This is a genomic window from Fimbriimonadaceae bacterium, from assembly GCA_019638795.1.
Taxonomy (GTDB): domain Bacteria; phylum Armatimonadota; class Fimbriimonadia; order Fimbriimonadales; family Fimbriimonadaceae; genus JAHBTB01.
The window spans coordinates 83,084-106,156 of the sequence record JAHBTB010000005.1; the positions used below are offsets into that span (position 1 = coordinate 83,084).

Consider the following 23,073-nt stretch of genomic DNA (forward strand, 5'->3'; position numbering starts at 1 on the left):
TTCAGTCCTTGGCCCCCGCCGCGAAGCTCTCGGTCGTGACCTTGCGCCAAGACTGCGCCCAGGTCATGAAGTTCTGGTAGTTCTGCACCTGGTCCGTGCCCAACTGGAAGGAGCTGGGGTTCCACAGGACACGGGCTTTGATCGAGGCGCCGCGCACCCGGCGGACGGAGTAGCCGTTGGTCGCGAAGTCAAATGTCAGGCCGACGGGGAGCTGGTAGTAGGCCAGCGGCACGCCGCCGATGGTCTCCCGCCCGCCGACGAGGAGGTCCTTGTCCAACAGGGGCTGGGTCGTCGAGCCGTCGGTGGCCCAGATCTCGCCGACGGTGACCTTCTGTCCGTAGTCGGCAAGCGAGAAGTACAACCGGTTGGGGGAGCCCCACCCGTTGCTGCCCCCGACGGTGCATTCGCCGGCCTTCAGGCCGCTGGGCGCGCCGGGGAACGTGACGCGGTAAGAACTCGCCGCCTTCATGACCTGGACGGCATACTCTCCCCGGGCCATGTAGAGGGCGCGGACGCTGTGCCCGGCGATGTCGACAGGGTTGTTCAGGTCGGCCGCCCACGGGTTGTCGGGGTCACCCGTCGGATAGGCGACGTAGGCCATCAGCACACCACCCCCGGCGACACTGCGGAAGTTGACCACGCCGTTGGACTTGTCGACCCAATAGCAGCTATGGGTGTCGGTCTGGCTGTTGCCGAGGATCACGCCACCGGACTCGACGTCCTGAAGGATGAAGTCCTGGCTCCCGTTGACGCCGGCAGCGTCGGGGGTCCAGAGCGACTTGTCGCCCGGGATGTCGGAGCCCAGGCCCGGGTTCGGTTTGCCGTCGGGGCCCGTGCCTGAGCGTGGCTTGATCGAGTTGACGACCAGCTTGACCGAGCCGGTCGCGGGGACCCGGAACTCGTCGCGGATGATGCGCCAGTCGAAGACGGTGTAGTCGGCCTGGGCGACGAGGGGGACGGTCGCACCGCCCGCCACGCGCACCTTGGTCAAGGACGCGTTCGGGTTGACGAGGACCGCGCCGAGGTTGGAACTCAGCACTTTGTACTGGTACGGGTTGCCGGCGTCCCAAGCGGCCGTCGTGGTGACTTCGTCATAGACGCGTTGGACGCGGACGGAGGCGAGGTCGGCGTGGACAAACCTGGCCGGATCGAACCCGCCGCCCCCGTACAGCCCTGACTTGGCGATCAGGCGCTTGAGGGAGATGACGGTGTAGGGGCCGTCGTAGACCCCGCCAGAAATCGTGTCCGGGGCGACGTAGGCGGCGTCGCCCGGCTGGGCCAAGACGATCACGTCGAACTGCCTGATCCCCGAACCGGTGTCGTAATTGAAGCTGAACGCGACGCGGTAGGTCTGGCTCAGGTAGTTACCGGTCGTGGCGCTTCGGATCGAGCTCACCCAGACTTGGTCTTCGCCGTTGAACGGCGAGGCGTCTGACTCGGTGGCGTTCTCCGCCGCGACGGTGAAGAACTGATAGTCGCGGAACCGGGTGCCCCGAGGGTTGGGGATACCGAAGTCGCGGTCGCCGTCACGGCCGACCATGTCGTTGCCGTAGACCTGGAGCAGGCCGACCCGGCCGATCCCCGTGCCCGGGTCGACGCTGTAGTAGACCGGGGCGAAAAGCAACTGCATCAGGCTACCGAACTGGGTGCCGACGACGCGGGGGGCGGGGACGGGCCGCCCTTCGCCGATGACGCGGGAGAAAAGGTTCGCGCCGCTCAGCTTCGGCCACTTGCCGGCGGCGATGCCGCCGATGATGACGTTGCCGTCGGAGTCGATCCGGCCGATGTTGTTGGCCACGTCGTCCAGCGGGGCTTTGAGGTCGTTGAAGTCCGCCCCGTTGTCAATGGAGATGAACGCGCCGCTTCCGATGAAGTTGACGGGCATGATCATTTCCGGGATCTGCTGGGACTGACCTTGGATCCGGTCGGTCTCCGACTTCGCCAGGGAGTTCGCCAGGGTGTTGCCGGCCGTGGTCTTGAGCGTGGCCAAGCCCGTCGGGAAGATCTGGACGACCGCCAAGATCCCGACCAAAAAGACCACGATCACGACCAGGAGTTCGATCAGGGTGGTACCTGAACGCTTCTTCCGGCGCATCACGACACTTGCCATACAAAAACCGTCCAATCTGCAGACCGCACCGGCTGCTTTCGTGTTCCCGTCACCGGGCCCGTCGCAGCCGCCAAGAGTTGTTGGCGAGGGCGAGCGTGTCCCAAGGACGCGCGCTCCCGCTCACGAAGAGGATGATGTCGCGGCGACCCGCGTTGGGGACGCCCGCCGACGCATAGTCGCGGAAGTAGCTGTCCCACGTGACGACGGTGTCTTCCGGAGGGTCGGAATAGCCGAGCTGGCGCGGGTCGTCGTCGGGCGCACCGACGCCGCCGCCCACCCCGATCGCGTAGTTCGTCCAAAAGCGCGTGTAGCGCAACTCGGTGCGCGAGCCCGAGCCGGGCAACGGCACCTGGGCGGCGTCGTACCCGCTCAGCGCGTAGAAGTCCAGAGGGCTGGAGTCGACCCCGCCGCACCGGGCCCCCGCCGCCACGGCGAGGACGGTGCTGTTCCAGCACACGTCACCGTCACCGGGGCCGAACGCTTGGCGCGCCCCGGCCACGTCGTCGGCGTTCGAGACGATGCCGTCACCGTTCAGGTCGAGGATCGGGGCCGAGCCGACCGCTGACTGGTCGGCCTGGGGAAAGACCGCTTTGGTCGTGACCGTCGTGCCCGAGCGGTTGTACGCCGGGGTGAACGTCTTCAGCGAGTCGACTCGCTTGGGATAGAGGTAGCCCTTCAGCCGGTCGGCCGGGATGACGTTGCCCGCCTCTGGCCCCGTCGTGTACAGGGTGACATAGCCCAGCAAGGCCGGTGGATAGCCCCCTTGGTCGGCGCGGTAAAGCTGCAATGCCGACCGGAGGTTGTTCAACGAGGCCATGTCGGAGTTTCGGTTCGCCGAGTCCTTGGCCCTCGCGTACACGGGGAAGATGATCCCGGCAAGGATCGCGATGATGGCGATCACCACCAAGAGCTCGATCAAACTGAACGCCCGCTTGCCTTTCATAGTGTCCTCTGATTCTTTGCCGCAGACTCTGACGACATCTACAGCCGATATGTTCCGCCTACTTTCCCGTGACATATTTGACATAGGCTTCCATGGCCTGCTGCAACGTGCCAGCAAAAACCATGGCGACCAACGCCCCCGCGGCCAGGTAGGGCCCGAACGGGATCATCGTCGGTTCTACCTCAGGCTGGTCCACGATCTCTTCGGTGGACCGTGGGTTTTCCTTGAACCACCACTCGTAGAGCCGGGGAAAGAACAGGCCGACGACGTCCACGCACAGCACATAGCCCAGGCCGCAAAAGAGCAACGATCCCAGCGACTCGGGTTCGTACGGCCCGTCGTCGTCTTCGTCTTCGGTCGTGGTCTCGCCGTTGGCGGCCCGCTCGGCGGCCCGCTTGGCCTCGACCTGCCGGCGGACCAAGATCATGACCACGCCGAGCACCGCACCAAGCACCACCGCGATGGCGAAACTGGCGACGGCGTTCTGCCACAGGAGCACGGCCCCGATTCCGCGGGCCATCTTTATGTCGCCATGCCCCATGGCGTCCTTTCGGAAGAGCAGCAGGCCCAAAAAGGCGATACCCCACAGCACGACGGTCCCGACCAGGGCGCCGACGACGCTTGAGGGCCATCCACCCGTCCACGCGACCGGGTCTTTCAGGGCGGCGAAGGCGACGTTCATGCCCAGGCCGACGACCAGCATCGCCGCGTTGACCTCGTCGGGGATGATGTAGTACTGCAGGTCGGTGCAGATCGCGCAGAGCAGCGCGCTGGCGAAAAGCATGTAGCCGACCGCCCAGACGACTTCGGAAGGCGAATTGTATCGCCCCATGACCAGGTGCTGGTGCCAAAGCACGGCCCAGAAAAGGCCGTTGAGCATCTCGACGACCAGATACCGGGAGCTGATCGGCGCGCCGCACTGCTTGCACTTGCCGCGCTGGATCAGCCAACTGAGGATGGGCACCATCTCGCCCCAGGACAGCTGGTTCTTGCACGAAGGGCAAAAACTGTGGGTCGGCTCGCCGATGGAGAGGCCGCGGGGCAACCGGTAAATGACGACGTTGAGGAAGCTGCCGATGGCAGCCCCGATCCAGAAGCCCAACAGGCTCGTCCATTCGGGAAACATTTGTCAACGCCCTCCGTGGCGCCCCCGCCCGCGCGAAGGATACCCGCCCTCGTAAAAATCGGAGCCCTCTGCCTGGATTCCCAGGGCAGAGGGCTCGAAGACTCCGGGCGGGCCGGGCTTTATTCGTCGCCGCCGCCGGCGGAGAGCTTCTCGATGACCTTGATGAGCGGCATGAACATCGCGATGACGATGAAGCCGACGACAAAGCCAAGGAAGACGATCAGCAACGGCTCGAGGGCCGCCGTCAACGACGACAAGGTCGCCTCGACCTCCGACTCGTAGAAGTCGGCGATCTTCTGCAGCATGTAGTCGAGCGAACCCGACTCCTCCCCGACACCGATCATGTGGACGACCATCGGCGGGAACATCTTGCTGGCTTCGAGGGGGTCGCCGATCCGGTCACCTTCCCGGATACGCGCGCGGGCGTCAAGGACCGCGTCGGCCATGATCGAGTTGCCCACCGTGCCGGCGACCGTCTCCATCGCCTGCAAGATAGGGACGCCCGACGTGAGCAGGGTGCCCATCGTGCGCGAGAACCGCGTCATGCAGACCTTGTGGTGGAGGGGGCCGAAGACCGGGACATGCAACTTGATGCGGTCCATCGTCCTCCGCCCGAACCGGGTGCTGACAAAGAGTCTATAGCCAAAGATCACCGCGATCACGACGAGGACGATCATCGGGCCGTTTCTCGTCAGGTTGTAACTCAAGTCGAGCAGGAACTTGGTCATCGCCGGGAAGTCCTCATCCTTCAGGCCGATGTCCCTAAAGAGGTTGGCGAACTGGGGCACGACCCACGTGACAAGGAAGATGACGATCGCGACGGCGGCGACCATGACCAAGATCGGGTAGGTCAGGGCCGAAGTCACCTTGCGGCGAAGGGCGACGTCCTTCTCCAAGAACTCAGAGAGTCGCTGAAGTGACTCTTCCAAGACACCGCCGATCTCGCCGGCGCGGATCAAACCGATGAACAGGTTGTTGAACGTCCGTGGATGCCGTTGCATCGACCGGCTGAGCGACTCACCGCCCTCGACCTTCTCGCCGATGTCCAACAGGATCCGTTTCAATTTGGGGTCGTCCGTCTGGCGGGAGAGCACGTCGAGGCACCGCACCAACGACACGCCGGCGTCGACCATCGTGGAGAACTGGCGGCAGAAGACGGCGAGCTTTTTGAGTTTGACCTTGCCGAAGCCGCGCGCCTTCTGCGTCGACCCCTTCTTGATCATCTGGAGCTCGACGATCTCGAGCCCCTGCTCGGTGAAGCGCTGACGTAGCCGCTCTTCCGACTCAGCTTCGGCGGTGCCCTTTTGCAGGCCACCGGTCGCATCCTTGAACGTGTAGCTATAGACGGGCATGGGTCATCTCACCTTTTCGGCTGGGCCCCTGGGGCGGCTCCCGGAGTGGGGCCTCCCAGGTTGATCATCTTCTTCAATTCTTCGACGTTCATGCAACGGGTCAGAGCCTCTTCCAGGGTGATCAACCCCTTCATGTACAGGTCGCGCAGACACTGGTCCATCGTGACGTTGCCGGCGGCGGCGCTGGTCTGGATGATCGACGGGATCTGGTGGGTCTTGTTCTCGCGGATCAGGTTCCTGACGGCGGGAGTGGCCACCATGATCTCGTTGGCGGGTATCCGACCCGGGCCAGACGCCCTCGGGAGCAGTTGCTGGGAAATGATCGCAATGATATTGTTGGACAACTGCACCCGGATCTGCTCCTGCTGTCCGGGGGGGAAGACGTCGATGATACGGTCGATGGACTCGGCCGCGTTGTTGGTGTGCAGGGTCGCGAAGACCAAGTGGCCGGTTTCCGCGGCGGTGATGGCCAAGGCGATCGTCTCCATGTCCCGCATCTCACCGACCAGCAGGATGTCGGGGTCTTCGCGAAGGCTCGCGCGCAGTGCGTTCGTAAAGCTGAGCGTGTCGCCGCCTAGTTCGCGCTGGTTGATGACGCACTGCTTGTGCTGGTGGAGGTACTCGATCGGGTCTTCGATCGTGATGATGTGGTGGGAAAAGTTCGTGTTGATATGGTTGATCATCGCGGCGAGCGACGTCGATTTGCCCGAGCCGGTCGGGCCGGTGACCAAGATCAATCCACGGGGCTTCTCGGAAAGTTGTTTGAGGATGGGAGGAAGGTTCAGCTCCTCGACGGTCGGGATGCGGCTGGAGATCAGACGGAACGCCGCGGCGCAGGCGCCGCGGTCACGGTACATGTTGACGCGGAAACGGGCCCGGCGCGGCAACTGGTAGCTGAAGTCCAGTTCCTTCGTCTGCTCGAACCGCGTCACCTGGTCGTCGCTGATGATCTCGTACATCATCCGCTGGACCTGTTGGGGGGTGAACCTCTCGTAGTTGAGGCGTTTGAGCTTGCCGTCCTCGCGGATGACCGGCTCGCTTTGGGCGCACACGTGCAAGTCGCTGCAGTTCCGGTCGACGACCACGTGGAGAAGCTCGTCGATGTGCAGGTCTTCGAGCGACTTAGGCTGCCCTGCCCGGGTCGGCTCCTCGGTCGGGGGGGTTGCCGTCGGTTGCACCGGCGGCGCGGACATGTTCGGATTCTGCATGGGCGTGTGGTCTCTACTTGAATGCAAGCTCAACGCTGAAGGCGATGCCTCATTCTACCAAAGCACCGCCGGAAGTGGGCACATCCACGTCCGACGGCGCGTCAACTACGGTTAGAAGCCTGCGGTGAAGACGACGCGCATGACTTCGTCGGGCGTCGTGACCCCGGCAAGGACCTTCTCAAGGCCGTCCTCGCGGAGTTCCTTCATGCCGTTGGCTTTGGCGGCAGACTTGATGTCGTTCAGGGCGGCGCGGCGGACGACCAACTCGGCGATCTCCGCGTTCATGACCATCAGTTCGTGGAAGCCGGTGCGGCCTCGGAAACCGGTCTGACGGTTGTCCTCGTGCGGGACGCCTCGGTACAGGGTGATCTGCTCGTCCGGGTCCGTGACGGGGAAGCCGAAGCGACGCAACTCGATGGCGCGCACGGTGAACGGTTCCTTGTGGTCCTTGTCGATCTGACGTCCCAAGCGTTGGGCGAGGATGCCGATGACGGTGGCCGCGATCAGGTAGGGCTCGACGCCCATGTCGATCATACGGATCGTGGCGGACGGCGCGTCGTTGGTGTGCAGCGTGGACAAGACCAAGTGGCCCGTCAGGGACGCCTCGATGGCGATCTCGGCCGTCTCAAGGTCGCGCATCTCGCCGACCATGATGATGTCGGGGTCTTGCCGGAGAAAGGCGCGGAGGGCGGTGCCGAAGGTCAGGCCGGCCTTCTTGTTCACGCCGACCTGGGCGATACCGCCGAGTTGGTACTCGATGGGGTCTTCAACCGTGATGATGTTCCGCTCGATCGAGTTGAGCATGTGCAAGACCGAGTACTGCGTCGTGGTCTTGCCCGAACCCGTCGGGCCGGTGCACAGGAACATGCCGTTAGGCTGGCTGATCAGTTCCTCGATCTTGGCCTGGTTCTCGGCGGTGAAGCCGAGCTTGGTCAGACCGATCATCGCGTTCCCCTTGTCGAGGATACGCATGACGATCTTTTCGCCGAACGGCGTGGGGATCGAACTGACGCGGAGGTCGAACTCCTTGCCCTGGTGGCGCACCTCGATACGGCCGTCCTGAGGAACCCGCCGCTCGGCGATGTTCATCTCCGCCATGATCTTGAGGCGGCTGATGAGTGGCGCCTGCAGGTTCTTGGGGATCGTCATCGCCTCCATCAAGACACCGTCGATGCGGTACCGGACGCGGACACCGCGCTGCTGGGGCTCGACGTGGATGTCCGAGGCGCGGTCGAGGATCGCCTGCTGGATGACGGCGTTGGCCAGCTTGATGATCGGGGCTTGGTCGGCCAAGTCCTCGTCGCTCTTGTCGTCGGCGACGACGGAGGTGTCGGCGTCGCGGATGACCTGGGCGGCGGCGATCGCGCCGCGGATGTCGGCCGTCATGACCGTCCGTTCGGCCGCATTGTTGCCGCCGCCCGCTGCGGTCGCGGCAACCGGGGCGCCGGTCGCGCCACCTTCGGGGTAGTACTTGCGGATCGCGTCGTCCAACGCGCCCGGCACAGCCAAGACGGGCCGGACCAAGCAGCCGCTGGCAAAGCGGACCGCGTCCATCGCCTCCAGGTTGGCCGTGTTGGCCATGGCGAGCCACAGGGTCGTGCCGTCCTTTTTGACCGGAAGCACCTTGTGCTGACGCACGATCCGGTCGGGCACCACGTTGATCGCGCTGCTCTCGACCGAGACGTTGTCCAGATCGACGAACGCCTCGCCGGTCTCCTGCGCCCGGGCTTTGAAAATCTCGCGCTCACCGACCATCCCCAGGTCCATCAGCACGCGCCCCAAGTCGGGGTTGTTAGTTTGTTTTTGTACCTGCTGGGCCTCCGCCAGTTGCTCGGGCTTCAAAAAGCCGTTCTGCACCAGGAACTGCTCCATCGGTACGCGTTTCAATGCCATACGTTCAAACCTCGACCAAGCCCCGGGATGACCGGGGGCGCCATGCGCCAGTCAGGCCTATTGTAGTCCTTTCGTCCATAAAAGGGGAAGGGGCAAGACATTTCTTGACGGTCCAGACACGCGCGGGTTTCGCTCCGCTTCGCCCGGTGCGGCACCCGCGTTCCCGGGCCTCGCGCGGGCGGTCCGGGTATCTCTAGCCTCACTTTGCCGACCCTTCCCCTCGTCCGCGACTCTCTGGCCACCATCCTCTCCGAGGCCCGTCGCCGTCTGGTGGAAAAAGGCGCCCTCCCCGCCGCCGTGCTTGACCAAGCGGTTGATATCGACGTTCCCAAGCAGGCGGGGTACGGCGACTTTATGACGAACTTTGCCCTTGTGGCGGCCAAGTCGGCCGGCATGGGCCCGCGTGCCGTCGCCGAGGCCCTGGCCGGAGAACTGGGGGGAGACGCCGCCTTCGAGTCCGTCGAAGTCGCCGGGCCTGGGTTCGTGAACCTCACCCTCGCCCCCGGATGGGCCGCGGGCCACCTCTCCGCCGTCCAGTCGAAAGACTTCGCGCGGTCGACGGCGGCCGCGCCAAAGAAGATCAACGTCGAGTTCGTCTCGGTGAACCCCAACGGGCCGATCACGGTCGGTTCGGGCCGGGGCGCCGCCTACGGGTCGACACTCTGCAACGTCCTCGCCGCCGCCGGGCACACCGTCCACCGCGAGTACTACGTGAACGACGGTGTCAACAGCGAGCAGATGCGGCTCTTCGCCGAGTCCGTGCGCAGCTTTGTGGAGGGGACGCCCTTCCCAGAGAAGGGATACAAGGGCGACTACGTCCAAGAAGTCGCCGACCGCATTGCCGCCGGTGGGCGTCCGGAGGTGTTTCGACCGAGAAGCCAGGGCTACTTGGGCCACGGTTCCGGGGAAGGCGTCAGCCTGGGCGACGGCGAAGACTGGATGCGCCGACACTGTGAGGACTTGATGGTCGACGCCCAGATGCAGGCGTTGACCACGTTCGGGGTCACCTTTGACGTCTGGTTCAGCGAGCAGTCCCTCCATGACGCCGGCGTCGTCCAGACCGAGCTCGACACCCTCCGCGACGGCGGCGCGGCCGATGACCAGCCGTACCGGCTCAAGCTGAAGTTCGCCAAGGGCGGCAAGGTCGTCGACGTCGAGAAGGAAGACCAAGAGACGATCCTGGTCGAGACCGAGGACGAGGAGTTCGCCACCACCGGCGACAGCCCGACGGTCTGGCTCCGCAGCACCAAGTTCGGCGACGACATGGACCGTGTCCTCCGCCGCAAGGACGGCCGGCTCACCTACATCGCCAGCGACGTCGCCTACCACAAGGACAAGTTCAACCGTCCGGAGCACGCCGACAAGTTGGTCACCGTCCTCGGGCCCGACCACCACGGCTACATCGGCCGCCTGACCGCCGTCGTCGCCGCCATGCTCCTGGCCGACGGCCAGGTCAAGGTCGAGCCAAGCGGCGAGCCCCTCAGCGACATCGACGCCCAAATCTTCGCCTCGGCCGAAGAACGCGACCGGTGCCGGGCCGCCACGGCTCTGGCACGTGAAAAGCTGGACGTCCAGATCTTCCAGATCGTCCGCTTTGTCAAGGACGGCAAGCCTGCGCCGATGCGCAAACGCGACGGCAACATCTACGCCCTCATCGACCTGGTCAACGAGATCGGTGAGAAAGCCCGCCCGAGCGGGACGCGGGAGGAGAAGCAGGCCGCCGGAAGCGACGTCGCCCGGTTCTTCTATCTGATGCGGCACCACGACACGGCGATGGACTTCGACCTCGACCTGGCTGAGAAGCAGAGCGACGAGAACCCCGTCTTTTACGCCCAGTACGCCCACGCCCGCATCTGCAGTGTCCTGGACAAGGCCGCCAAAGCCGGCTTTGCCGCTGAAGTCCCCTTCGGACATGACGACCCGCTCTGGGCGTTGCTCACCGAGCACAAGGAGAAGGCCCTTGCCCTCAAGGCCCTCGACTTGCGCTACGAGGTCGCCCGGTGTGCCGAGGACTATGCGGTGAACCGGCTGACCACCTACGCGGTCGAGCTCGCCCGCACCTACCACGCCTTCTACGACGCTTGCCGCGTCGTCCAGCCCGACCAGCCTGAACTGTCGCGGGCCCGGGTGGCCCTCTGCGCCGCGACCCGGTCGGCGCTCCAAGCCGTGTTCGGTCTGCTGGGTATCGGCTCGCCGGAGCGGATGGAACGCGACCCTGGGGCCACGGAATAGCTACAGGGCCATGTCGGACGAGTGTCCGGGGAACAATTTGGCGGTGGGGTCGACCATCATCTTGGCCAGGCAGACCGCCGTGGCCGCCTCGCCGACACCGGTCGCGATCAGCTTGATCTTGCCCTCATAAGTGCAGACGTCGCCGACGGCGAAGACTCCGGGCAAGCCGGTCTGGTAGCAATGGTCGACGACGATCTGGTTCTTTTCGATCGTGAAGCCCCAGTCCTTGAGCGGGCCGAGGGACGACTTGAACCCGATGTTGACCACGACGGCGTCAGCCTCGTGATGGACTTCCTCCTTGGTCTGGGTGTCGACGAGGGTCACGCCGGACAGCGCACCGTCACCATGGAGCAAGTGCACGGCCTTCCACAAGTGGAACGGGACCCCGAGCTGCGACACCTGGCCGACCGTCTCCTCGTGCGCTTTGAAGACATCCCGGCGATGGACCAGGCCGACCGACGACGCCACGGGGTGGAGTTCCTTGGCCCAGTCGAATGCCGAGTCGCCGCCCCCGACGATAAGCACCTTTTTGCCTGCGAACCACGACTTGTCCCTGACGCCGTACCACAGCCCCCGGCCGTGGAACTCGTCCTCTCGGTCGACCCCCAACCGCGTCGGGGTGAACGCCCCCGCCCCGGCGGCGACGACCAATGTCTTGGTCGGGTAGCGGTCACCGTCCTTACCCACGACAGCCCAGCCCTCGCCGTCCCGTTCGAGACCGCTGGCGGTCTCCCCGGTCACGACTTCGGCGCCAAACCTTAACCCTTGCTCGACCATCGCCGACGCCAGGTCTTTGGCCAAGACTTGGGGGAATCCGGGCATGTCATAGACGCTCTTCTCCGGATACAGGGCGGTGAGTTGGCCACCCAGTTCGGGCAAGGAGTCGATGATCCTCACCGACATGCCACGCATACCGGCGTAGAACGCGGCGAAGAGTCCGACCGGCCCTCCGCCGATGACCGTCAAATCGACCTGGGTGAATGCCATGGCGCGGCCTGATTGTGGGGCTTCGCGGGGTGAGTCCCCGGGCCGGACAGTACACTGGGTCCCACGTGCAAGAGTTCGACGTCGTGGTCGTGGGAGCCGGACACGCCGGAATCGAGGCGTGCCTCGCCTCGGCGCGCCTCGGCCTCCGCACCGCCTGCGTCACCCTCCGGCTGGACCGGGCCGGCCACCTGCCGTGCAACTGCAGCGTGGGCGGCCCGGCCAAAGGGCACATCGCCCGCGAGGTCGACGCCCTCGGTGGGCAGATGGCCGTCACCACCGACCACACCCTGACCCACATCCGCCGGGTCGGCACGGGCAAGGGCCCGGCGGTCCAGACTGTCCGCGCCCAGGTCTGCAAACGCGACTACCCGCTGTTCATGCAAGACGTCTTGCGACGCCAGCCGGGCCTGACCCTCGTCGAGGCGGAATGCCAGACCGTCGTGGCCGAAGGCGGCCGGGTCACCGGGATCGTCGTGGGAGGTGGGCACGTGCGGGCCAAAGCTGTCGTCCTGACGACGGGCACGTTCCTTAACGGGCTCTGCCACCAGGGTCACGAGAAAACCGTCGCCGCCCGCCACGGCGACCAAGCCGTCCAGGGTCTCTCGCGGTTCCTCACCGAACACGGTGTGCGCCTCCGCCGTTTCAAGACCGGGACGACACCTCGGGTCAAACTGTCTTCCCTGCGGTTGGACGCCACCCAGGTCATGCCCAGCGAACCCGAGGCGGGCCCGCTGAGCTTCCTGCACGACCGTCCCTTCCCTCGGCGCGCCCTGCTCCCCACCTGGCAGACCCATACAAACGAGGCGACCCACGCGGTCCTTCGTGACAACCTCGGACGCAGCGCGATGTTCGGCGGCCAGATCGAAGGCGTCGGCCCGCGCTATTGCCCGAGCGTCGAAGACAAGGTCGTCCGGTTCGCCGACAAGGACTCTCACCCGGTGTTCTTGGAGCAAGAGGAGTGGGACGACGAGTCGGTCTATGTCCAAGGGTTCTCGACGTCGATGCCGGCGGACGTGCAGTTGGCTGCCCTCCACACTATTCCCGGCCTAGAGTCCGTGGAGATGATCCGGCCGGGATACGCCGTCGAGTACGACATGGCCGACCCCACCCAACTCTTCCCCACTCTGATGTCGAAGCAGCTGGAAGGTCTCTTCTTAGCCGGCCAGCTTAACGGCACGAGCGGCTATGAGGAGGCCGCTGGCCAAGGAATCGTGGCCGGGGTGAACGCAGCCCGCTATGCCACCGGGCAGGAGCCGGTCGTCCTCACGCGCGAGCAGAGCTTCATCGGGGTCATGCTCGACGACCTGGTGACCAAGGGGGTCGAAGACCCCTACCGGATGCTCACCGCCCGGGCCGAGCACCGCCTCTTGCTCCGGCATGACAACGCCGACCAACGGCTCACCCCCCTTGCCGCTGAGATCGGACTCGCGACCGACGACCGCAAGAGGCGCCTGGAGGCGAAGATGGCGCTGGTGGAGCGGGGCATGGCCGCCTTGGAAGGATGCGTGTTCCTCCCTGCCCACCGGGACGCGATGGAAAGGCTGGAGATCGCCCCGACCGCCAACCGGGCCAGCGCCTATGACCTGCTCAAGCGGCCTGGGGTCACCCTCGACCTCGTCACCGAGGCCGCCCACCTGGCCGGGCTTACTCTCGATGACCTCCCCCCCTCAGACCCCGAGAACCCAGGGGCACCGCACCACGCGGCCCGCGAGCAGATCGCGATCATGGCGGTCTACGACGGGTACCTGCGGCGTCAGGACGAGGAGGTCGCCGCGGCGAAGCGGCTCGAAGGGCTGGCGGTGCCCGCTGACTTCGACTTCCACGCCCTGGCCGGGCTCAGCTATGAGTCGCGCGAAAAGCTCAGCCGGGTACGGCCGCTGACCGTCGGTCAGGCAAGCCGGGTCCCGGGAGTGCGGCCGGCGGACATCGCGCTCCTTATCGGCCACCTGCAAGCCCGTTCAAAGACCGGTCGGGCCGTGCCGGGCGTACGGTCCCCGTCTGGCCCGGAATAGCCGTCCCCCCTCCACCTCGCGAGAACCCACCAGAGCCCGTCACGTTGCGCCAGTCGTAGTACTGCACGTTGTGGCCCGTCGTGTTGACGACGACGAGGAGCCCGAACGGGTACTTCGTGCCAAGCTGGGCGGAGGTCACCGCGACGCCGCTTGCCGTGTCGGCCATCGTCTTGACGACAGAGAGGACTTCGCCTTGCTTGCCGGTCCGGCGGTGAAGGTGCAGTTCCGACCCACCCGGCAGACTGTCCACGGCGACGATGAAACCGTCCGACTTGGGTTGGGCATACACCGCCAGTGCCGACCGTGCCCCTTTGAACCCGTCCGCGCCGAACACGGCTTGTTGGTCGCCGGCCTTCTTGGCGTCGGGGTCGGCCGGATAACGGCGGAGGTTCTTGCGCTCGTCGGCGTAGTAGACGGCGCCTTCGGCGTCGTCGACCGAGACCGCGGTGACCTCGCCGTCCTTCGTCGGAGTCCTGCCGCTGAACTGCCCGAAGGTGCGGACAAACTTGGCGTCCACCTTCCCCTCGTTGGCGACGAGCCGATACTGGCCGAGATAGCCCTCGGCCGGGCCAGCCCGGCGGCTGACAATCGCGTAGAGGGCACCGTCGGCAGGCCGACGGTAAATGTCAACGCTCGTCGGCTCGGCCTGCAGCCCCTTGGCGTCACCAAAGACGGTCGTCGAACCGGTCACATCGACGAGCTTGCCGCTCTCTGCGTCGCGGCGATAGACGAGGAGGCGGCTCTTCTTGCTCTCCGCGACGACGACAAGGTCGGTTTCCCCACTGCCCAGCTTCACCCCTTGCTCGACGGCGACCCCGACCGGGCCGGCCAAGCCCTTGCTCCGCTGGACCAACTTGCCCTCCAGGTCGTAGGCGTTGAGAGACCCGTCCTTCTCGTCGCGGTCGGTGACAAGGACAAGCGACTTCTCGACGTCTTTAATGTCACCGAGGATAGCGACGGCGGCGACTTGGTGGGCGACGCCTTCTGTCGACACGAGAGGCTGGACGAGCGTTCCCGATGCGACCGGCGCACTGTAACCGGTGGACGAAGCTGGGGCATAGGCCGGTTGCAACGGGTTCTGCCCCTCGCCGGCGCAACCGCCGACGGCCACGCTCGTCGCCGCGACCACGATCCACCACCTCATGTTTGTCATTGTGCCTGCTTGTTGGACGCACTGGATGGGGAAAAGGATCGCCGCTACATCAACTCCAGCAACACGTCCGCGAACGTCGGCTCTTTGACGACCACCGCCCTCACCGAGCCGTACCCTTCGGTCAACAGGCGGGCGGCCAGCGCCTGGCCGTCGTGAGCGGCCAGGTGAAGACCGTCCGGTGTCTTGTGGACCGTGAGCATGAACGGGTCGGCCATGCTCAGGGCGGTGCTGGGGTCGGAGGTCGTCACCGTCACCTCGCTCGGACGCCCCCGGCGCACCAAGTCGGCGACGGGGCCCGCATAGACGGCCTCGCTGTCGCGCAGGACCACCACCGAACCGAGCCGTTCGGCAAGCCAGAGGTCGTTCGTCACGATGACAAAGCACCGTCCCTGGCGGGACAACTCGGCAAAGGCCAGCAGGGCATGGTCGGCGGCCCAGGGGTCGAGGAGGTCGAGAAGTCCGTCGATGACGACGACCGCCGCCGGAGTCAGCAGGCAGGGGAGAAGGTCGCAGGCGACCGCCATCCCGACCGGAAGCTTTGCGACCAGGGCGTCTCGGTCGTCCCAGAGGCCGAGGGAGGTCAGGGCCTCGGCGCATTGGCCTTCGTCGCGGCCGACGGCCTTTTGGGCCAGAGTCAAGGGCGTCGCCCGGCGGTTGTGCCCTCCGTGCCAAGAGTCGACCACCGGGCCTGCCCGAAGCACGCTGCCCCCGTGAGGTTTGGCCCGGCCCAAAAGGCACTCGACAAAGTGGGTTTTGCCCGAGCCGGACGGCCCGACCACCGCAAGTTGCTCGCCCGACCCGAGTTCCATCGAAAGGCTCCGCCGACCTTCGGCGAGCACCAGGGACTCGAGCGCCAGGACGACCGCCACCGGCTCAGACCACCGTCAGTTCACGCGGGTACCGGGTCAGGACCACGGGGCCGCCCGCCGTGACATGGACGTCGTCCTCGATCCGCACCCCGCCGAAGCCGTCGATGTACACCCCCGGTTCCACCGTGTAGACGTTGCCCTCGCCGACCGTGAACGTCGACGCTTGGCTCAGGGACCCGGGATCGTGGACGGCACGGCCCAGCCCATGGCCCAAGCCGTGGGTGAAGTACTCACCCAACCCGCGAGACGTCAGCAGGTCGCGGGCGACCGAGTCGACCGCCTTACCGGTGTTGCCGGGAACAAGGGCTTTGGTGGCCTCCAAGAGCGAGTCCAAAACGGCTTGATAGACCTCCTTGTGGCGGTCAGTGGCCTCGCCGATGACAAACGTCCGGGTGATGTCGCTGCTGTACCCGTCCAACCAGCACCCCCAGTCAATCGTGACGAAATCGCCCATTTGCAGGACACGGTCGCTGACCTTGGCGTGGGGCTTGGCACTGTTCGGGCCGCTGGCGACGATCGGGCCGAAGCTGGCCATGGTGCCCTGACGCTCGAAGTAGAACCGGATGTCCATCGCGATCTCGCGTTCGGAGACGCCGGGCTGGAGAAGCCGGGCAGAATGCTCCAGGCAGGCTTCGGAAAGTCGGCAAGCTTCGACGATCTTGGCGACCTCCCAGTCCTCCTTCACCATGCGCAAGGGGTGGACGGCGTCCTTCGTCTCCACGAACTCGACGGAGGGGTGGGCGTCACGGAGCCTCCTTGCCGAGGCGCAGGTCGTCGAGTCCTCGAAGCCGATCGTTTTGACGCCGACGTCCGCAAAGACCTTGGCCAAGCACCCGTCCAGCGTCATCGGCGGCTTGTAAATGACGATCTCGAACCCCTTGACCTCTTCATGGGCTTGGGTGTCGTACCGGCCGTCGGTGACAAAGACCGCGCGACCCGGGGTCAAGACAACGAACCCCGACGACCCGGTGAAACCGGTCAGCCACTGGACGTTGGTGATGTCGGAGACGAACAGGGCGGGCAGTCCGAGGGTGCCCAACCGGTCGGTGAGTCTGGACAAGGAGCTCATGGGTTCACACTTTCTGCCGCGCGCAGGGCCCGTAGGGCGAGGACGTAGCCCTGGTCACCAAGGCCGACGATCTGGCCGACGGTGATCGGGGCGATGACGCTGTGGCGACGGAACTCTTCTCGGGCGTGGACGTTGGAGAGGTGCACCTCGATGACGGGCAACCTCACGCTGACCAGGGCGTCACGCAAGGCGTAGGAGTAGTGGGTCAACGCGCCCGGGTTGATGATGATGGCGTTGGCCCACTTCCGGTGCTCCTGGATCGTGTCGATCAGCACGCCCTCATGGTTTGACTGGAGGATCCTGACGTCGATGGACAGTTCGCCTGCGACACGCTGGATGTCCGCGTCGATATCGGCGATCGGTTTCTTGCCGTAGAGCTCGGGCTCCCGGAACCCGGTCATGTTAAGGTTGGGGCCGTGCAGCACGAGCACGTTCAGGGTCGTCGTCATCAGGGGTTTCCTTCTTCGGGCAAGCTGGCCTCTTCGACGAGCAGGTGGGGGATGCCGTCGACGACCGGGTAGCGTCGGCCGCACGTGGTGCACACCAGGGCGTCGCCCGCATCTGTCAGCTTGGGTCGGTCCGGGCAGGCCGGGCACGCCAGGAGGTCCAAGAACGACGCCTCGATCATCGGCCGACCTCGTTGTAGACGTCCAAGGTGAGGCGGGCGGTCTTGCCCCAGTCATAGTGGGCCAAGCGCTCCTGGCCTCGCGCGCGCATGGCGGCGAGATTACTCGAATCGGCCAAGAGACTCGTGACCGCGCCAGCCCACTCGGCCGGGTCGTAGCCAGACGTCACATGGGCGGCCCCGCCCGCCACCTCGCTGGCCGCACCCGCAGGCCCACAGACGACCGGGCAACCGCATGCGAACGCCTCAAGGATCGGGATGCCGAACCCTTCGTGAAGGCTCGTCAAGAGGAAGAGTTCTGCGCCGGAATAGAGGCGTGACAGGTCTTGGTCGCTGACATAGCCCGTGTAGACGACCCCCGGACACTGCTCCTCGTCACCCCAGCCCGGTTGCCCGGCGACGACCAAGCTCAGGCCATAGTCCGACGGGAGGCGCCTGAACGCCTCGACCGCCAAGCGGAGGTTCTTTCTGGGCCAACGGGTCCCCAGGGCCAAGAGGTACCGTCCGACGCCCACGTTCTCCTTGGCCCATGCCCGCGCGGACCCGGGCGGCACGGGGGTGATGTTGTCGCCGAGCGCGTTTGGCGTGACGACGATTTTTTGCCGGGTGCCTGGGATAAGCCGGGCGATTTCTTCCTTCGACGTCTCCGAGACGGTCAAGACCTTACGGGCACGGCGGCACGAGGCGGGCACCTGCCACTGCAGCAAGATCCTGTCCTTGGGCTTGAACCAGTCCGGCTCGATCAGGAACGACACGTCATGGACGGTCGTCACGCCCCGTTTGTAGGCAAGGGGGCTCAAGGTGTACTGGGTGTGGACCACCTGCGCCCCGGCCCGCCGCGCGGCAAGGGGAAACTTCACCAGGCTCCACCACCGCGACGGCCCTTCCAGGTGGACCCACCGGAACTTGCCGCCCTCGGGAATCCATTCGGGCCTCGGTGCGTTGGAGTAGAGCAGGAACGTGGCGTCCGACTCGATCGTGGCCAGGCCGCGCAAGAGACCCCGCCAATAACTGGTGTCACCCGTGTTACGGGTCGTGGCCAGGCGGGCGTCAATGGCGACGGTCAAGGCTGACATCGGGGACCGGCGTCCGGCCCGGGGCCGTCGCCGAGGCTACAATACCAGGCGGCCCGGCCTGAGCGATGGACCGACCAACCGGAGAACTTATGCGAAAGAAACAGTCCCCCGTGATGCTGATCGTGCTGGGCGCCGTCATCCTGGTAGGCATCGGATTGACGAACAGCACGGACATCTGGGCCAAGATCTTCACCCCGCCGCCACCTCAAAAAGACGAGAAGGCCTCAGACGCCCAGAAGGTGGACACGAAGAGCATGGTCATGAAGGACGTGGGCAAGTCAAAGGACAAGTCCAAGATCGACCCCGAGAACCCGCCGGTCGTCTCGGGCATCCCCGAAGAGCCCTCGATCTTCCAGCCCAAGTTCAAGCGGTTCGAACCCTCTCCCAACGAGTCGTCGACGACCTCGCAATGGTACGACAGCCAGAGCCAGGAGCAGGTCCGCAAGGCGGAGCTCGACAAGAAGCGCGGCTACTGAACTAGGGCGCGACGACGGGCCTCGGCCCGTACGGGGTGTCGGTCGTCATGACCGGCACCCCGTACGCTTGCTCAAGCACAGGCGCCGCCAAGGCCGTCGACGCGGGTCCGTAGGCCAAGACCGCACCTTGACCAAGCACCAGAGCGTCGTCGGCGTAGTCGAGGGCCCATCCGACGTCGTGGACGGCGGCGACGACGGCGATCCCCTGGCTGACCGCCGCCCGGGCGAGCCGCCCCACCGCGCGTTGGTGACGCCAGTCCAGATGGGTCGTGGGTTCGTCGAGCAAGAGGACACGCGGTTCCTGGGCCAGGGCCCGGGCCACGGCGACCCGCTGGGCCTCGCCTCCACTGACTTGGTCGAGCCTCTTCTCGGCGAGATGCAGGCAGTCCGTCTGCTCCATCGCCCGCCGGGCGACCTCGTGGTCTTGTTCCGTCTCAATGACGCCGGGGCTGTGGGCGAACCGCCCGGCCAAGACCGCCTCGCGGACGGTGAAACCGAAGGAGGGCGGGCTGACCTGAGGCACGAGGGCGACCACCCTGGCCAAAGCACGGCGGTCATATGCGGCGATGTCCCGACCGTCGACCACGACCGTGCCGGCGAGCGGGGGCAGTTGGCGCGCGAGGGTGAACAGCAGGGTGCTCTTCCCCGAGCCGTTCTCCCCGACGACGGCGAGGAACCGGCCCTTGGCCAGGGCGAACGAGACGCCGGAGACACAGGCCCTTCCGTTCCGGCCCACCGCGAGCCCCGACACCTCGACGGCGTAGTCAGGCAAGGTCTTCTCCGACCAGCCCGCTGGTGAACGCGCGGAACATGCCGGCGTAGGCCCCGTCGGCCTGCATGAGTCGGTCGTGGGTACCCGTCTCCAAGACTTGGCCCCGCCGGAGCACGACGATCTGGTCGGCCCGCGCCGCGGTCGTCAGCCGGTGGGCGATGAACAGGGTCGTCCGGCTCCGCATCGCCTCGTCCAGGGCGCTTGTCACCGCCTGCTCGCTGTGGGCGTCGAGGTTGCTCGTCGCCTCGTCGAGGAGCAGAATCTGGGGGTCGCGCACCAGCGCGCGGGCGATGGCGAGTCGTTGTCCTTCGCCGCCGCTGACCCCGACCCCCCGCTCCCCGAGGTTGCTGTCCAAGCCTCCAGCGTCGAGGTCGACGAACGACTCGGCATGGGCGGCCTGGACGGCCTTGGCCAGTGCGCCGTCGCTCGCATCGGGCGCACCCAAGCGCAAGTTCTCCGCCACCGTCCCGGCAAAGAGGAACGTCTGTTGCGGCACGACCCCGATAAGCGCCCGGTACCAAGCCCCCTTGAGGGTGCGGATGTCCCTGCCGTCGAGGAGGATCTGACCCTCGGTCGGGTCATAGAACCTGAGCAACAAGTCTGCGACGGTGCTCTTGCCCGCTCCGCTCGGCCCCACCAACGCCAGCGAGGTGCCCGCCTCGATCGTGAAGCTCACCCGGTCTAGTGCCTTGGTGCCGTCGGGGTACGTGAAGCTCACGTCACGGAACTCGATCTTGCCCGTGACCGAAGCCGGGGTGACCGCCTCGGCATGGTCGTTGGTCGTCTCCTCGATGTCGAGGACCTCGTCGTAGATGCGGTCGGTCGCCGCCGAAAGCTGGGCAAAGGTCTGCTTGAGGTTTCCGACGCTTTTGAAGCCTTGGTTGATGACGTCCAGCATCACGATGAAGCCGGCGAGGTCTTCGATCTGGAGGGCGTCCCGCGAGACGAGCAACCCACAGACGAGGACGACCGCGGCGATGGCCACGGCCCCAAGGAACTCGACCAGGGGCCGCAGGGTGGCGGTCACCCGCGCCGAGTGGTTCTGACTGGCGACACTTGTCTCGACGAGGCGGGCGAACCGGCCGTCGACCCGACCTTCGGCCCCGAACGCCTTGATGACCCGGACTCCGGCCAGGGTCTCCTGCATCGTCGCCGTCATCGTGGCCAAGTCGGCCTGGACCTGGGCGTGGACCACCTTCATCTTCCGGCTGTTCCGCTGGATCGCCCAGGCCATGACCGGCATCACTGCCATGGCGGCAAGGGCCAGGTACGGCTGGAGGATGAAGACGGCGACGACGCCGGTGAGGATCTTGACCGGGCCGTCGATGCTCTCGCGCACCGCTCCGATCGCGCCCGCGTACACGTTGATGTCGTTGGTCAGGACGCTCTGGACCGCGCCAGCCTTCTTGTCGTTGAAGTAGCTGATCGGAAGGCGCAGCAGTTTGGTAAAGACCCGCTTCCGGAGTTCGGCGGTCGTCCGGTTGCTCGCGACCCCAAGCAGATACAACTGGGCACGCGCCAAAAAGTACCGGACGCCAAACAGGCCGACGACCGCCGCGCTGGTCCACAGCAGCCGGGGGACGTCGTGGTCGGTCACCGCACGGACGACACTCTTGATGATCGCCGCGTACGCTCCGAGCATCGCGGCGGCCAGGCCAGAGCAGACGAGGCCGGCCAGGACCAGGCGGCGTTGGCCAAGGATCTCCTGCCAGACACGCTTGTCGACAAACCGGCCCAGCCAGCGGAGCATCAGAACTCCGCGTGGCCCGGCGTCCGGGCAAAGGGGATGACGTCGCGGATGTTCTTCATCCCAGTGAGATACATCACCAGCCGCTCAAACCCCAGTCCAAACCCACTGTGGGGGGCCGAACCGTAGCGACGGAGGTCGAGATACCACCAATAAGCCTCGACGGGGAGGCCAAGTTCCTTGATCCTCGCCTCCAGCACGTCGAGCCTCTCTTCACGCTGCGAGCCGCCGATCAACTCGCCGATGCGCGGCACGAGGACGTCCATGGCCCGGACGGTCTTGCCGTCCTCGTTCTGCCGCATGTAAAAGGCCTTGATCTCCTTGGGGTAGTCGGTCAGGATGACCGGCCGGCCGACCTTGGTTTCGGTCAGCCATCGCTCGTGCTCACTCTGCAGGTCACTGCCCCAAGAGGTCGGATACTCAAAATTCTCGCCGCTGTTCTCCAAGAGCTTGACCGCCTCGGTGTAAGTCATCCGCTCGAACTGTGACTCGACGACATGGCGCAAGGTGTCCAGCAGGGTCGGTTCGACGCGCTGGTTGAAAAACTCAAGGTCCGAAGTGCAGTGCTCCAAGGAGTCCGCGATGACCTCGCGGACAAACTCCTCGGCCAAGTTCATGTCGCCTTCGATGTCGCAAAACGCCATCTCGGGTTCGATCATCCAGAACTCGGCGAGGTGCCGCGCGCTGTTGCTGTTCTCGGCGCGGAAAGTCGGCCCGAACGTGTAAACATTGGTCAACCCCATGCATTGGGTCTCCACGCTGAGCTGGCCGCTGACGGTGAGGAACGCCGGCTTGCCGAAGAAGTCTTTGGCGGGGTCCGCGCTCTTGAGCACGTACTTGCCGTCATGGGCCTCCAGATTGGAGGAAACGGCGAACATCGCCCCGGCCCCCTCGCAGTCGCTCGCGGTGATGATCGGTGTATGGATCCACTTGAACCCACGGGCCTGGAAGAACTCGTGGACCTTCCACGCCGCCCGGTCGCGCACGCGCATGACCGCGCCAAAGGTGTTTCCCCGGACCCGGAGATGGGCGATCTCACGCAGGAACTCCAGGGTCGCCCCCTTCTTTTGCAGCGGGTAAGTCGCGTCGGACGGACCGAAAACCGTGCAAGAGGAGGCGAGTAGCTCGACGCTTTGGCCCTCACCGGGAGACTGGACCAGCTCTCCGCTGAACCCGACGCAAGCCCCCGTCGTGATCTGCTTCAGGGTGTCCTCGTCCAACACACCCTCGTTCACGACGACCTGAAGGTCTTTGAAGCAAGAACCGTCGCTGAGTTGGACGAAGCTGACGACCTTGCTGTCGCGCCGGGTCTTCACCCATCCAAAGGCTTCGACCTGCTCGCCGGGCCGCGACGCCAGTAAGTCGCGGACATAGCGCCGTCGGTAATCCATGGGCGAGGATTGTACATGGGCCCCAACCCTGA

Annotated in this window: 19 protein-coding genes; 3 read left to right on the top strand and 16 right to left on the bottom strand. The window is 65.6% G+C overall.

The genetic code is table 11. The features are described from left to right. Position 1 precedes the first annotated feature (1 nt). From KF857_07690 to tadA, 6 genes are all read right to left on the bottom strand, one after another. Positions 2–2,110, bottom strand: a complete 2,109-nt coding sequence (locus KF857_07690; protein ID MBX3111876.1) for a prepilin-type N-terminal cleavage/methylation domain-containing protein — start codon at positions 2,108–2,110, stop codon at positions 2–4. 49 nt (positions 2,111–2,159) lie between these two features. Then, on the bottom strand, positions 2,160–3,053 hold the full coding sequence (locus KF857_07695) for a prepilin-type N-terminal cleavage/methylation domain-containing protein (protein MBX3111877.1): 894 nt from the start codon (positions 3,051–3,053) through the stop codon (positions 2,160–2,162). 58 nt (positions 3,054–3,111) lie between these two features. After that, a complete protein-coding gene (locus tag KF857_07700) occupies positions 3,112–4,179 on the bottom strand; it encodes a prepilin peptidase (protein ID MBX3111878.1) in 1,068 nt (355 codons plus the stop codon). A 119-nt stretch (positions 4,180–4,298) separates the two neighbouring features. After that, positions 4,299–5,531, bottom strand: coding sequence for a type II secretion system F family protein (locus KF857_07705; GenBank protein ID MBX3111879.1), 1,233 nt, complete (start codon positions 5,529–5,531; stop codon positions 4,299–4,301). 8 nt (positions 5,532–5,539) lie between these two features. Next, positions 5,540–6,724, bottom strand: coding sequence for a type IV pilus twitching motility protein PilT (locus KF857_07710; protein MBX3111880.1), 1,185 nt, complete (start codon positions 6,722–6,724; stop codon positions 5,540–5,542). Positions 6,725–6,850: 126 nt separating this feature from the next. Then, positions 6,851–8,632, bottom strand: a complete 1,782-nt coding sequence (gene tadA / locus KF857_07715; protein MBX3111881.1) for a Flp pilus assembly complex ATPase component TadA — start codon at positions 8,630–8,632, stop codon at positions 6,851–6,853. A gap of 204 nt (positions 8,633–8,836) precedes the next feature. On the opposite strand from tadA, the gene KF857_07720 reads away from it, so the two are divergent. After that, entirely contained in the window at positions 8,837–10,864 is a 2,028-nt protein-coding gene (locus KF857_07720; GenBank protein ID MBX3111882.1) for an arginine--tRNA ligase, read from the top strand. Here the strand turns inward: KF857_07720 and KF857_07725 are convergent, their stop codons facing one another. Beyond that, entirely contained in the window at positions 10,865–11,851 is a 987-nt protein-coding gene (locus KF857_07725) for an NAD(P)/FAD-dependent oxidoreductase (protein ID MBX3111883.1), read from the bottom strand. It lies immediately after the preceding gene. A gap of 65 nt (positions 11,852–11,916) precedes the next feature. Here KF857_07725 and mnmG point away from each other — a divergent pair, with 65 nt between their 5' ends. Next, positions 11,917–13,863, top strand: a complete 1,947-nt coding sequence (mnmG, locus tag KF857_07730) for a tRNA uridine-5-carboxymethylaminomethyl(34) synthesis enzyme MnmG (protein MBX3111884.1) — start codon at positions 11,917–11,919, stop codon at positions 13,861–13,863. Here the strand turns inward: mnmG and KF857_07735 are convergent. From KF857_07735 to KF857_07760, 6 genes are read right to left on the bottom strand one after another with little or no spacing between them, the layout of a single operon-like run. Next, positions 13,787–15,007, bottom strand: coding sequence for a phytase (locus tag KF857_07735; GenBank protein MBX3111885.1), 1,221 nt, complete (start codon positions 15,005–15,007; stop codon positions 13,787–13,789). The two genes, mnmG and KF857_07735, sit on opposite strands and share 77 nt — an antisense overlap. A gap of 53 nt (positions 15,008–15,060) precedes the next feature. Then, positions 15,061–15,885 (bottom strand): ATP-binding cassette domain-containing protein, encoded by an 825-nt coding sequence (locus tag KF857_07740; GenBank protein ID MBX3111886.1) that lies wholly within the window; start codon positions 15,883–15,885, stop codon positions 15,061–15,063. A gap of 4 nt (positions 15,886–15,889) precedes the next feature. Continuing rightward, complete coding sequence (locus KF857_07745) at positions 15,890–16,954, bottom strand: aminopeptidase P family protein (GenBank protein ID MBX3111887.1); 1,065 nt, start codon at positions 16,952–16,954, stop codon at positions 15,890–15,892. After that, complete coding sequence (aroQ, locus tag KF857_07750; GenBank protein MBX3111888.1) at positions 16,951–17,403, bottom strand: type II 3-dehydroquinate dehydratase; 453 nt, start codon at positions 17,401–17,403, stop codon at positions 16,951–16,953. The genes KF857_07745 and aroQ overlap by 4 nt, the downstream gene beginning before the upstream one ends. Continuing rightward, positions 17,403–17,582, bottom strand: coding sequence for a Trm112 family protein (locus KF857_07755; GenBank protein MBX3111889.1), 180 nt, complete (start codon positions 17,580–17,582; stop codon positions 17,403–17,405). Before KF857_07755 ends, aroQ begins: the two co-directional genes overlap by 1 nt. Continuing rightward, positions 17,579–18,655 (bottom strand): glycosyltransferase family 4 protein, encoded by a 1,077-nt coding sequence (locus KF857_07760; protein MBX3111890.1) that lies wholly within the window; start codon positions 18,653–18,655, stop codon positions 17,579–17,581. Before KF857_07760 ends, KF857_07755 begins: the two co-directional genes overlap by 4 nt. An 89-nt stretch (positions 18,656–18,744) precedes the next feature. On the opposite strand from KF857_07760, the gene KF857_07765 reads away from it, so the two are divergent. After that, the gene (locus KF857_07765; GenBank protein MBX3111891.1) at positions 18,745–19,131 is read left to right on the top strand and encodes a hypothetical protein; all 387 of its coding nucleotides are present in this window, start codon (positions 18,745–18,747) and stop codon (positions 19,129–19,131) included. Between the two features lies 1 nt (position 19,132). Here KF857_07765 and KF857_07770 read toward each other — a convergent pair whose 3' ends face one another. Genes KF857_07770 through asnS form a run of 3 tightly spaced genes read right to left on the bottom strand, consistent with a single transcriptional unit; the run spans position 19,133 to position 23,041 of the window. Further along, entirely contained in the window at positions 19,133–19,903 is a 771-nt protein-coding gene (locus tag KF857_07770) for an ABC transporter ATP-binding protein (GenBank protein MBX3111892.1), read from the bottom strand. After that, positions 19,896–21,653 carry an ABC transporter ATP-binding protein gene (locus tag KF857_07775; protein ID MBX3111893.1) on the bottom strand — a complete coding sequence of 586 codons (1,758 nt, stop codon included), beginning with the start codon at positions 21,651–21,653 and terminating at the stop codon, positions 19,896–19,898. The genes KF857_07770 and KF857_07775 overlap by 8 nt, the downstream gene beginning before the upstream one ends. Then, complete coding sequence (gene asnS, locus KF857_07780; protein MBX3111894.1) at positions 21,653–23,041, bottom strand: asparagine--tRNA ligase; 1,389 nt, start codon at positions 23,039–23,041, stop codon at positions 21,653–21,655. The genes KF857_07775 and asnS overlap by 1 nt, the downstream gene beginning before the upstream one ends. Between the last annotated feature and the right edge of the window lie 32 nt (positions 23,042–23,073).

What these genes read in the sequence shown, in the direction of transcription:
- tadA (MBX3111881.1), bottom strand. Translation starts at nt 8,632, where the DNA reads ATGGCATTGAAACGCGTACCGATGGAGCAGTTCCTGGTGCAGAACGGC.
- KF857_07775 (MBX3111893.1), bottom strand. Translation starts at nt 21,653, where the DNA reads ATGCTCCGCTGGCTGGGCCGGTTTGTCGACAAGCGTGTCTGGCAGGAG.
- KF857_07765 (MBX3111891.1), top strand. Translation starts at nt 18,745, where the DNA reads ATGCGAAAGAAACAGTCCCCCGTGATGCTGATCGTGCTGGGCGCCGTC.
- asnS (MBX3111894.1), bottom strand. Translation starts at nt 23,041, where the DNA reads ATGGATTACCGACGGCGCTATGTCCGCGACTTACTGGCGTCGCGGCCC.
- KF857_07710 (MBX3111880.1), bottom strand. Translation starts at nt 6,724, where the DNA reads ATGTCCGCGCCGCCGGTGCAACCGACGGCAACCCCCCCGACCGAGGAG.
- KF857_07725 (MBX3111883.1), bottom strand. Translation starts at nt 11,851, where the DNA reads ATGGCATTCACCCAGGTCGATTTGACGGTCATCGGCGGAGGGCCGGTC.
- KF857_07735 (MBX3111885.1), bottom strand. Translation starts at nt 15,007, where the DNA reads ATGAGGTGGTGGATCGTGGTCGCGGCGACGAGCGTGGCCGTCGGCGGT.
- aroQ (MBX3111888.1), bottom strand. Translation starts at nt 17,403, where the DNA reads ATGACGACGACCCTGAACGTGCTCGTGCTGCACGGCCCCAACCTTAAC.
- KF857_07700 (MBX3111878.1), bottom strand. Translation starts at nt 4,179, where the DNA reads ATGTTTCCCGAATGGACGAGCCTGTTGGGCTTCTGGATCGGGGCTGCC.
- KF857_07745 (MBX3111887.1), bottom strand. Translation starts at nt 16,954, where the DNA reads ATGAGCTCCTTGTCCAGACTCACCGACCGGTTGGGCACCCTCGGACTG.
- KF857_07755 (MBX3111889.1), bottom strand. Translation starts at nt 17,582, where the DNA reads ATGATCGAGGCGTCGTTCTTGGACCTCCTGGCGTGCCCGGCCTGCCCG.
- KF857_07695 (MBX3111877.1), bottom strand. Translation starts at nt 3,053, where the DNA reads ATGAAAGGCAAGCGGGCGTTCAGTTTGATCGAGCTCTTGGTGGTGATC.
- KF857_07690 (MBX3111876.1), bottom strand. Translation starts at nt 2,110, where the DNA reads ATGGCAAGTGTCGTGATGCGCCGGAAGAAGCGTTCAGGTACCACCCTG.
- KF857_07760 (MBX3111890.1), bottom strand. Translation starts at nt 18,655, where the DNA reads ATGTCAGCCTTGACCGTCGCCATTGACGCCCGCCTGGCCACGACCCGT.
- KF857_07705 (MBX3111879.1), bottom strand. Translation starts at nt 5,531, where the DNA reads ATGCCCGTCTATAGCTACACGTTCAAGGATGCGACCGGTGGCCTGCAA.